Consider the following 9,322-nt stretch of genomic DNA (forward strand, 5'->3'; position numbering starts at 1 on the left):
GCGGCACGATCGCACCAAAAAGGTGCATTAGAGTATGAATACCGTCTGGATCGTTGATGATGACCGCTCCATCCGCTGGGTGCTGGAAAAGGCGCTCGGCCGCGAGGACATCCCGCACCGAAGTTTCTCGTCCGCAAACGAGGCGCTGTCCGCGCTGGAGATCGAGCCGGTCCCGCCCAAGGTACTGATTTCCGACATCCGCATGCCGGGCGAGTCCGGCCTCGGCCTGCTCAAGCGCGTGAAGACGCTGCACCCACAGTTGCCGGTCATCATCATGACCGCATACTCGGACCTGGAGAGCGCCGTGTCGGCCTTCCAGGGCGGCGCCTTCGAATACCTGCCCAAGCCTTTCGACGTCGATCAGGCCGTTGCACTGGTTCAGCGCGCGATCGCGCAGAGCGCGCACCAGAAAGGTGCATCTGAAAGCACTGCGCTCGCCCCCGAAATCCTCGGCCAGGCGCCGGCGATGCAGGAGGTGTTCCGCGCCATCGGCCGCCTCGCCCAGTCCCACGCCACCGTGCTGATCAACGGCGAATCGGGCTCCGGCAAGGAACTCGTCGCCCGCGCGCTGCACCGCCACAGCCCGCGCTCGGACGCCCCCTTCATCGCGATCAACACCGCGGCGATCCCGCGCGACCTGCTGGAATCCGAACTATTCGGCCACGAACGCGGCGCCTTCACCGGAGCGGCCGCGCAGCGGCGCGGACGCTTCGAGCAGGCAGACGGGGGCACGCTCTTCCTCGACGAAATCGGCGACATGCCCGCCGAACTGCAGACGCGCCTGCTGCGCGTACTCTCGGACAACCACTTCTACCGTGTCGGCGGCCAGCAGCCCATCCGCGCCAACGTCCGCGTCATCGCCGCGACCCACCAGAACCTCGAGGACCGTGTCCGCCAAGGCCTGTTCCGCGAAGACCTGTTCCACCGCCTTAACGTCATTCGCCTGCGCCTGCCGCCGATGCGCGAGCGCCGCGAGGACATCCCGCTGCTGGTCCGGCACTTTCTGCAGAAGAGCGCTCAGGATCTCGGCGTCGCGCCCAAGCGCGTGTCCGACGCCGCGATCAAGTACCTGCAGGCCCTGCCCTTCCCCGGCAACGTGAGGCAGCTGGAAAACCTGTGCCACTGGCTCACCGTGATGGCGCCCGGCCAGGTCGTCGAGATCGCCGACCTGCCGCCCGACATGAAGGCGCAGCCCGACCGCGAGGCCCCCATCAGCTGGGCGGACGGGCTTGCGCTGGAAGCCGACCGCCTGATCGCGACCTCGCCGGGCGAAGTGTTCGACCGCCTCACGCGCGACTTCGAACGCACGCTGATCCGCCGCGCGCTCGGCGCAACCGGCGGCCGCCGCATCGAAGCCGCGCAACTCCTGGGAATCGGCCGCAACACCATCACGCGCAAGATCCAGGAGCTCGGCATGGACGACGAACGCCCGGCGCCACCGCCCGCCTGACGCCGCATGGCCCGTCGGCGGGACGACGGCACGTGGCCGTGCGCAGGCGCCGATCTCCCCTGTGGGAGCGGCTTCAGCCGCGAATGGGCCGTGCAGCCTGCGGCACCGTCTATTCGCGGCTGACGCTCCCACATAGTCGCGCCCACAAACCACGCGCCTGCACGGATGCAGCGCACCGTACTCGTGCATGCGCATGCAATGTCGGATAATGCAGGTTTTCACGTAATGCACGGGAAGACCTGCTTGAGTCCCTCCGCCCCCGACGCGCCGCTGAACGCCGCAGCCATCCTCCAGCAACTCGGCTCCCTCGCCGGCACCTTCGACGTACAGGTGCTCGACGAGTGCGCCTCGACCAACAGCGTGCTCATGGATGCGACGCCCGTCGACGACGGACGCATCCACGTCGTTGTCGCCGAACGCCAGACCGCGGGCCGCGGCAGGCGCGGGCGCCAGTGGCAGTCGTGGCCCGGCGGCAGCCTGACGTTCTCCACGCTATGGCGATTCGCGCCTGGCGCGCCGGTGCCGGCGGGACTCTCGCTCGTCGCGGGCCTCGCCGTCGTCCGCGCCCTCGAAACGCTCGGAGTGCAGGGCCTGCAACTCAAGTGGCCCAACGACGTGCTCGTGAATGGCCACAAGCTCGCGGGCATCCTCGTCGAACTGCTACCCGGCCGCGGACGCACCCCGGCAGCCATCGTCGGCATCGGCATCAACCTCCACCTGCCCACCGGAACGCAGATCCCCGACCAGCCCGCCGTCACCGACCTGAGCGAACACCTCGCGACGCTGCCGGAGCGCAACCGGCTCCTAGCAGCCATCCTCGCCGAACTGTACGCGCTCTTCGACACCTACGCCGCCGCCGGTTTCCCCGCGCTACGCGGCGCCTGGCAGCAGCGCAACGCCTTCGCCGACCTGCCCGTGCGCGTCACCGGCGACGGCAAGGAGATCACCGGCATCTGCGTTGGCGTCGACGACGACGGCGCCCTGCTGCTGCGCACCGCCGAGGGACAGGTCCGCATCCTCACCGGCGAAGTCTCGCTGAGGGCCGCGCAGTGATCCTGCTCATCGACGCGGGCAACACCCGCGTCAAATGGGGCCTGTTCGGCGATGGGGCGTGGCACGACGAGGGCGCGCTCGAACACGCGCATGTCGGCGATCTCGCCGCCGTCGCCGCGGCCCGGCCGGACATTGCACGGGTTTTTGGCTCCAACGTCGCCGGCGGCAGCGTCGCCGAAGCGATCGCGCTGGCGCTGCACGGGCGCGCGCCGGCTCCGGAATGGCTGCGCTCGTCCGCCGCGTGCTGTGGCGTGCGCAACGCCTACGACAATCCGGCCCAACTCGGCACCGACCGCTGGGCCGCGTTGATCGGCGCGCGCGCGCTGCACCCCGCTGCGTGCCTGGTCATCAATGCCGGCACCGCGACCACGGTCGACCTGCTCGACGCCGACGGCCTGTTCCGCGGCGGCCTCATCCTCCCCGGCGAACACCTGATGCGCCGCTCGCTCGCCCGCGACACCGCGCAGCTCCCCTTCGCCGAAGGACGCTTCGACGCCGCGCCGCGCAATACCGCCGACGCCATCGTCTCCGGCTGCCTGAATGCGCAGGCCGGCGCCGTCGAACGCATGTTCCGCCACATCGCCGGCGAGCCGCGGGCGCTGTGCCTGCTGAGCGGCGGGGGCGCCGATGCGCTCGCCGAACTGCTCGCCATCCCGTTCCGCCGCGTCGACAACCTGGTCCTCAAGGGTCTCGCGGTCGCCGCCACGCAGCCCGACGCGCCATAGCGCAGCGCGTCGCACCACCACCAAACGACAACGAGGGAGAAGACCAGATGACCGAACCGACCCGCATCCTGCTCGACGAGAACGAGATCCCGACGCACTGGTACAACGTCGTCGCCGACATGCCCAATCCGCCCAGCCCCTCGCTCGGGCCCGACGGCAAGCCGGTCAGCCCCGAGCAGATGATGGCGATCTTCCCCGGCCAGATCCTCGAGCAGGAAATGAGCGCCGAGCGCTGGATCGCGATCCCGGAGGAAGTGCGCGAGATCTACAAGATCTGGCGCCCCAGCCCGCTGATGCGCGCGGTGCGCCTCGAACGCGCCCTCGGCACCCCGGCGAAGATCTTCTTCAAGTACGAAGGCGTCTCCCCCGCCGGCTCGCACAAGCCCAACTCCGCCGTACCGCAGGCCTTCTACAACAAGCAGGCCGGCATCAAGCGCCTCGCCACCGAGACCGGCGCCGGCCAGTGGGGTTCGTCGATCTCCTTCGCCGGCCAGATGTTCGGCCTCGACGTGCGCGTCTACATGGTCAAGGTCAGCTACCACCAGAAACCATACCGTCGCCTGATGATGCAGACCTGGGGCGCCGAGGTGTTCGCGAGCCCGTCCGACATGACGCAGACCGGCCGCGATGCGCTCGCGAAGGATGCCGACAACCCCGGCTCGCTCGGCCTCGCCATCTCCGAAGCCGTCGAGGAAGCCGCCAGCCGCGCCGACACCAACTACACCCTCGGCTCGGTGCTCAACCACGTGCTGCTACACCAGACCATCATCGGCCTCGAGGCGAAGAAGCAGTTCGACAAGATCGGCCTCTACCCCGACGTGGTGCTGGGCCCCTGCGGCGGCGGCTCGAGCTTCGGCGGCATCGCCTTCCCCTTCCTCGCCGACAAGGCCTCGGGCGACAAGCGCGCCGAGAAGCTGCGCTGCGTGGCCGTCGAGCCGACCTCCTGCCCGACGCTCACCAAGGGCCAGTACGCCTACGACTTCGGCGACGCCTCCGGCTTCACGCCGTTGATGAAGATGTACACGCTGGGCCACGACTTCATGCCCCCCGGCATCCACGCCGGCGGCCTGCGCTACCACGGCGACTCGCCGCTGGTGTCGCAGCTCTACCACGAGGGCCTGCTCGAAGCCGTCGCCGTCCCGCAACTCGCCACCTTCGAAGCCGGGGTCATGTTCGCGCGCAGCGAAGGCATCATCCCGGCACCCGAGTCCTGCCACGCGATACGCGCCGCCATCGACGAGGCGCTCGCCTGCAAGTCCACGGGCGAACCCAAGGTCATCCTCTTCAACCTCACCGGACACGGCCACTTCGACATGAGCTCCTACGACCGCTTCTTCTCCGGGCAGCTCGAGAACTACGACTATCCGGCCGAGGCAGTCGCCGCATCGCTCGCCCATCTGCCGAAGTTCGGCTGAACGGCATCCAGTGACTCGGCCGCCTATCCGGTAAAGTTCGCCCATGCGCATCGTGTTCGTCATCCTCGTGCTGCTCAACCTGCTCGCCCTGGCGTCGATCCAGGGCTGGCTGGGCGGTTCCGCGCCGAAGGGCGAACCCGAGCGCCTGAGCAACCAGCTCAACCCCGACCGCATCGTGCTGCGGCCCGGCGGCAGCACCCCGCCGGGCGAGGCCGAAGCCGCCCCGCCGGCAAGCCCCCCGGAGCAGACGGCTGCCGCACCCGAGGCGGCCAATGGCCGCGACGCGACACCCGCCGCAGCACCTGTCGCAACGGCGCCGACATCGCCGCCGGCCTGCACCGTCATCGGCGGGCTCGCCGAGGGCGAAGCCGACGCGCTCATACAGACGGCCATCTCAGGCAAACCCGGACTGCGCAGCGAACGCAAGACCAGCAGCACCCCCACGGCATGGTGGGTGCGCATCCCGCCCAACGGCGGACGCGACGCCGCCGAACGGCGCGTCGCCGAACTGCGCGGACAAGGGGTGTCGGACCTTTTCATCGTCAACGATCCCGGCCCCAACCAGAACGCGATCTCGCTCGGCCTTTTCAAGACCGAGGCCAAGGCCCAGCAACACCTCGCCAGCCTGCAGGCGAAGCAGGTACGCGGCGCCGGCATCGCGTCACGCACGACGACCATTCACCGCATCGAGGTGCGCGGCCCGGCCGGCGCACTCAAGACCCTCACCAGTTCGCCGGCCGTGCGCCGGTCGGGCGCAACCATCAGCGAATGCACACCATGAGCAAGAGCCCCTACGTCGTCGGCCTCACCGGCGGCATCGGCAGCGGCAAGAGCGCAGCGGCAGACCGCTTTGGCGAACTCGGCGCCGCGATCGTCGACACCGACGCCATCGCGCACGCCCTCACCGGCCCCGGCGGGCAGGCGATTCCCGCCATCCGCGCGGCCTTCGGCGACGCGATGATCACGCCCGACGGCGCCCTCGATCGCAAGGCCATGCGCGACCGCGCGTTCGCCGATCCCGACGAGCGCCGGCGGCTCGAAGCGATCCTGCACCCCGCGATCGGCGCAGAGAGCGCGCGTCAGGTAGGCGCGGCCCGCAGCCCGTATGTCGTGCTGGTCGTGCCGCTGCTGGTCGAATCCGGCAAGTATCGCGAACGCTGCGACCGCCTGTGCGTCGTCGACTGCCCCGTCGAGGTCCAGATCGCACGCGTCATGACGCGCAGCCGACTGCCCGAAGAGCAGGTGCGCGCCATCATGGCGACCCAGGCCAGTCGCGAGCAGCGCCTCGCCGTTGCCGACGACGTCATCGACAACGGCGGCGACCTTGCCACCCTCATCGCCCAGGTCGACCGCCTGCATGAAAACTACCTCGCCGCTGCCCGCGCGGTCGCCTGAAAACGCCCACGGACAAAGGCTTTTCAGGTGATTCCGCGGCGCAGACTGACGGGCCGCGGCATATCCCCTGTGCTATCATCCCCGCACTAACGGGAGATCCGGTTTTCTCAGGCGCAAATGCGGTGATCAGCTACGAATATCCTCTTAACGAGCGTATCCGCACCCTCCTGCGCCTGGAAGACCTGTACAACAAGCTCGCCCATTTTTCGCGCGGCGATGCCCCCCAGGATCACCACGTCACGCTGCTCACCCTGTTCGAAATCCTCGAGGTCGCCGGCCGTGCCGACCTCAAGGTCGACCTCGTGCAGGAACTCGAACGCCAGCGCCAGATCCTGATCTCCTTCCGCAACAACCCCGAGATCTCCGAGGAGGCCCTGTCCGGCGCCCTTTACGAGATCGAGCAGGCCTCGTCGTCGCTGCTCGCCATGGCCGGCAAGATCGGGCAGTATCTGCGCGAGAACGAGTGGCTGATGGCGATCCGCAGCCGCGCATCGATTCCCGGCGGCGTCTGCCAGTTCGACCTGCCCTCCTACCACTACTGGCTGCAGCGCGACGCCGACCAGCGCCGGCACGACCTGTCCAACTGGGTGCACCCCATGCTGCCGATCCGCGACGGACTCGCGATCGTGCTGCGCCTGCTGCGCGCCAGCGGACGCCCCGAGACGCAGCTCGCCCGCGGCGGCACCTACCAGCTCATGATGGCCGGCCGCAGCGCCCAGATGCTGCGCCTGCGCCTGGCGCCGACCGACACCGTCGTGCCCGAGATCAGCGCCAACAAGTACGCGCTCAACGTCCGCTTCATGCTCTCGGAGACGGTGATCCGCCCTCGGCTCGCCGAGCGCGACGTCAACTTCGAACTCACCTTCTGCAGCCTCTGAGGCCACCCGCAACATGGCGCAGGTCCGCACCGTCAAATGCCCGCAATGCGGCGCCCCCGTGCGCTGGGTGCCCGAGAACCGTTTCCGGCCCTTCTGTTCCGAACGCTGCAAGCAGATCGACCTGGGCGCCTGGGCATCCGAGGACTACCGCGTTCCCGCCGCCGACGAGGGCGATCCGGGCGAGCAAAGCCCCCCCGGCCGCTCCGCTCAGGACTGATCCCAGCTCGCGCGGATCGCCGCGATGCCGTGCGCACCGGCCGCGCGTGCGCGCTCCATGTCGGCGCGCCGCAGCCCACCGAGCGCCAGCACGGGCATCGGCAGGCCGCCGACCAGTTCCGCGAAGCGCTCCCAGCCCAACGTCGGCTGCCCGGGATGCGTCGCCGTCGGCAACACCGCTCCCAGCACCGCATAGTCCAGGCCGAATCCGGCCGCCCGCTCGAGTTCGGCGCGCGTATGGCAGGAAGCGCCCACCCACTCCAGCACCGGTCGCGCCTCCAGGCCTGCGAGCTGCGCCGCGGACAGATGCACGCCGTCCGCCCCCACCTCGGCAGCGAGCTCGGCATTGCCGTTCACCACCACCAGTGCCCCGCGGGGCCGCGCTCGTTTCACCACTGCGGCGGCGAAGGCGCACAAGTCGCTCGCACCCATCCCCGGCTCGCGCACCTGGACCAGGCGCAAGCCCGAGGCCAGTGCCGCATCCAGCAGTTCGAGCTGGCGCGCGACGCCGATATCCGTCGCGTGCGTGATCCCCATCCAGCGCGGCAGGCGCAGCGCTTTCAGGATCGGTCCGTTCGCCGGCAGCATGGGCCCGACCTCCGGCGCGTCCACCGGCTCCCACGACAGCGCGCTATGCACGTGATCGCGCAGCTCGCCTTCCCAGTCGGCAACCTCGAAAAAGTGCAGCCGCACGTGCGCATGCTCGTACAGGTGCTCGCGCGTGATCCACGGCCGCAGGACCCGCACGCGGATGCCCAGCTCCTCGTCGAGCTCGCGGACCAGCGCGTCGGCCGGCGACTCGCCCGGCTCGACCTTGCCGCCGGGAAACTCCCAATAGCCTGCGTAGAAAGTATCGGGCGCCCGCTGTCCGAGCAGGAAACGCCCGTCCCGGCCGAAGATCACGCCCGCAGCCACCTCCACGCGCTTGCTCATCGTGCGCCACCCGTATCGGAACGCCCAGCCCAGTCGCGCGCGAACTGCCAGGCGACGCGCCCGGAGCGCGAACCGCGCATCAGCGCCCACTGCAAGGCCTCTTGGCGCGCGCCGTCGATCGCCTTGCGCTCCAGCCCGAAATTCTTCAACCAGTACGCGACGATCTCGAGATATTCATCCTGGCTGAACGGATAAAAGGAGATCCACAGGCCGAAACGCTCGGACAGGGAGATCTTCTCCTCGACCGCCTCGCCCGGATGGATCTCGCCATCCACATGCCGCGCCTGCAGGTTCTCGTCGTGGTACTCCGGCATCAGGTGGCGCCGGTTAGACGTCGCGTAGATCAGCACGTTGTCGGGCACTGCAGCCACCGAGCCGTCGAGCACGCTCTTCAGCGCCTTGTAGGCGGGCTCGGCGTCCTCGAAGGACAGATCGTCGCAGAACAGGATGAAGCGCTCGGGGCGCCCCTGGACCAGCTCGATGATCTCGGGCAAATCCATCAGATCGTCACGATCCACCTCGATCAGGCGCAGTCCCTTGCCGGCGTAGGCATTCAGCAGCGCCTTAACTAGCGAGGACTTGCCCGTGCCACGCGCGCCGGTCAGCAGCACGTTGTTCGCGCGCCTGCCAGCGAGGAACTGGCGCGTGTTGAGATCGATGCGCTCCTTCTGGTCGTCGACGTCGCGCAGATCCTTGAGACGGATCCCGTGCGGCCGCGTCACCGGCACCAGGCTCGCATGGCCGTTGCGTCTGCGCCACAGAAAGGCCGGCGCCGCGGCCCAGTCGGGAGCCTCGACCGGCCGCGGCAACAACTGCTCCAGGCGTCCGATCAGCTGCTCGGCACGCACCACCAACTGCGCTAGTTCATTCATCTCGATTCGTTCGTCCTTCGTTCGTTTCGCCCTCGCGCCGCTTCGGCCACGTGGCCCACACGATCACCAGCAGCAGCGCGAGCGCAACGCCCGCCTCCAGAAAGATCACCCACATTTGCACGCTCCTGCGGGAATGGCGATTCGGGCCTGTCCGGCCAAGCCGGTATACTGACGACCCTTGCCTTCACGAGTCTACCCGATCCACCCCATGAACCGGCGCGCCCCGAAATCTCCCGCGCAGCGCCTGCTGTGTCTGCTGCCCTTCGCCTTTCTCGCCGCCTGCGCCAGCCAGCCGCCTGCCCCCGCGACCGCCACCGCCCCGTGCGCCGCAGCCAAACCCTGTCCGTCGTGCCCGAGTTGTGCCGCCCCGTCGACGCCAACCCCC

Annotated in this window: 11 protein-coding genes; 8 read left to right on the forward strand and 3 right to left on the reverse strand. The window is 69.0% G+C overall.

The features are described from left to right. Positions 1 to 34: 34 nt before the first annotated feature. The 8 genes from ntrC to GO615_RS22490 all read left to right on the forward strand — a co-directional run bounded on the left by ntrC (position 35) and on the right by GO615_RS22490 (position 7,133). The gene (gene ntrC, locus GO615_RS22455; RefSeq protein WP_169132111.1) at positions 35 to 1,450 is read left to right on the forward strand and encodes a nitrogen regulation protein NR(I); all 1,416 of its coding nucleotides are present in this window, start codon (positions 35 to 37) and stop codon (positions 1,448 to 1,450) included. 225 nt (positions 1,451 to 1,675) lie between these two features. After that, entirely contained in the window at positions 1,676 to 2,503 is an 828-nt protein-coding gene (locus tag GO615_RS22460; protein ID WP_169132112.1) for a biotin--[acetyl-CoA-carboxylase] ligase, read from the forward strand. Continuing rightward, complete coding sequence (locus tag GO615_RS22465) at positions 2,500 to 3,228, forward strand: type III pantothenate kinase (protein WP_169132113.1); 729 nt, start codon at positions 2,500 to 2,502, stop codon at positions 3,226 to 3,228. Before GO615_RS22460 ends, GO615_RS22465 begins: the two co-directional genes overlap by 4 nt. 47 nt (positions 3,229 to 3,275) lie before the next feature. Further along, positions 3,276 to 4,643 (forward strand): TrpB-like pyridoxal phosphate-dependent enzyme, encoded by a 1,368-nt coding sequence (locus GO615_RS22470; RefSeq protein ID WP_169132114.1) that lies wholly within the window; start codon positions 3,276 to 3,278, stop codon positions 4,641 to 4,643. Positions 4,644 to 4,686: 43 nt separating this feature from the next. Continuing rightward, positions 4,687 to 5,424, forward strand: a complete 738-nt coding sequence (locus tag GO615_RS22475; RefSeq protein WP_169132115.1) for an SPOR domain-containing protein — start codon at positions 4,687 to 4,689, stop codon at positions 5,422 to 5,424. Further along, positions 5,421 to 6,038 (forward strand): dephospho-CoA kinase, encoded by a 618-nt coding sequence (gene coaE / locus GO615_RS22480; RefSeq protein ID WP_211167301.1) that lies wholly within the window; start codon positions 5,421 to 5,423, stop codon positions 6,036 to 6,038. Before GO615_RS22475 ends, coaE begins: the two co-directional genes overlap by 4 nt. A 122-nt stretch (positions 6,039 to 6,160) precedes the next feature. After that, the gene (gene zapD, locus GO615_RS22485; RefSeq protein WP_169132117.1) at positions 6,161 to 6,916 is read left to right on the forward strand and encodes a cell division protein ZapD; all 756 of its coding nucleotides are present in this window, start codon (positions 6,161 to 6,163) and stop codon (positions 6,914 to 6,916) included. 13 nt (positions 6,917 to 6,929) lie between these two features. Then, a complete protein-coding gene (locus GO615_RS22490; RefSeq protein ID WP_169132118.1) occupies positions 6,930 to 7,133 on the forward strand; it encodes a DNA gyrase inhibitor YacG in 204 nt (67 codons plus the stop codon). Here the strand turns inward: GO615_RS22490 and GO615_RS22495 are convergent. The 3 genes from GO615_RS22495 to GO615_RS29240 are packed head-to-tail and all read right to left on the reverse strand — an operon-like array spanning position 7,124 to position 9,052. Then, positions 7,124 to 8,065 (reverse strand): Nudix family hydrolase, encoded by a 942-nt coding sequence (locus tag GO615_RS22495; RefSeq protein ID WP_169132119.1) that lies wholly within the window; start codon positions 8,063 to 8,065, stop codon positions 7,124 to 7,126. The genes GO615_RS22490 and GO615_RS22495 overlap by 10 nt on opposite strands. After that, positions 8,062 to 8,937, reverse strand: a complete 876-nt coding sequence (locus tag GO615_RS22500) for an ATP-binding protein (RefSeq protein WP_169132120.1) — start codon at positions 8,935 to 8,937, stop codon at positions 8,062 to 8,064. Before GO615_RS22500 ends, GO615_RS22495 begins: the two co-directional genes overlap by 4 nt. Beyond that, on the reverse strand, positions 8,930 to 9,052 hold the full coding sequence (locus GO615_RS29240) for a hypothetical protein (protein WP_280516645.1): 123 nt from the start codon (positions 9,050 to 9,052) through the stop codon (positions 8,930 to 8,932). Before GO615_RS29240 ends, GO615_RS22500 begins: the two co-directional genes overlap by 8 nt. Between the last annotated feature and the right edge of the window lie 270 nt (positions 9,053 to 9,322).

Origin of the sequence: Aromatoleum evansii, from assembly GCF_012910805.1 — a bacterium.
Classification (GTDB): domain Bacteria; phylum Pseudomonadota; class Gammaproteobacteria; order Burkholderiales; family Rhodocyclaceae; genus Aromatoleum; species Aromatoleum evansii.

Bases quoted from the DNA above. Each gene is read 5' to 3' on its own strand.
- ntrC (WP_169132111.1), top strand. From the start codon at position 35: ATGAATACCGTCTGGATCGTTGATGATGACCGCTCCATCCGCTGGGTG.
- GO615_RS22460 (WP_169132112.1), top strand. From the start codon at position 1,676: ATGCACGGGAAGACCTGCTTGAGTCCCTCCGCCCCCGACGCGCCGCTG.
- GO615_RS22470 (WP_169132114.1), top strand. From the start codon at position 3,276: ATGACCGAACCGACCCGCATCCTGCTCGACGAGAACGAGATCCCGACG.
- GO615_RS22475 (WP_169132115.1), top strand. From the start codon at position 4,687: ATGCGCATCGTGTTCGTCATCCTCGTGCTGCTCAACCTGCTCGCCCTG.
- coaE (WP_211167301.1), top strand. From the start codon at position 5,421: ATGAGCAAGAGCCCCTACGTCGTCGGCCTCACCGGCGGCATCGGCAGC.
- GO615_RS22490 (WP_169132118.1), top strand. From the start codon at position 6,930: ATGGCGCAGGTCCGCACCGTCAAATGCCCGCAATGCGGCGCCCCCGTG.
- GO615_RS22495 (WP_169132119.1), bottom strand. From the start codon at position 8,065: ATGAGCAAGCGCGTGGAGGTGGCTGCGGGCGTGATCTTCGGCCGGGAC.
- GO615_RS22500 (WP_169132120.1), bottom strand. From the start codon at position 8,937: ATGAATGAACTAGCGCAGTTGGTGGTGCGTGCCGAGCAGCTGATCGGA.
- GO615_RS29240 (WP_280516645.1), bottom strand. From the start codon at position 9,052: ATGTGGGTGATCTTTCTGGAGGCGGGCGTTGCGCTCGCGCTGCTGCTG.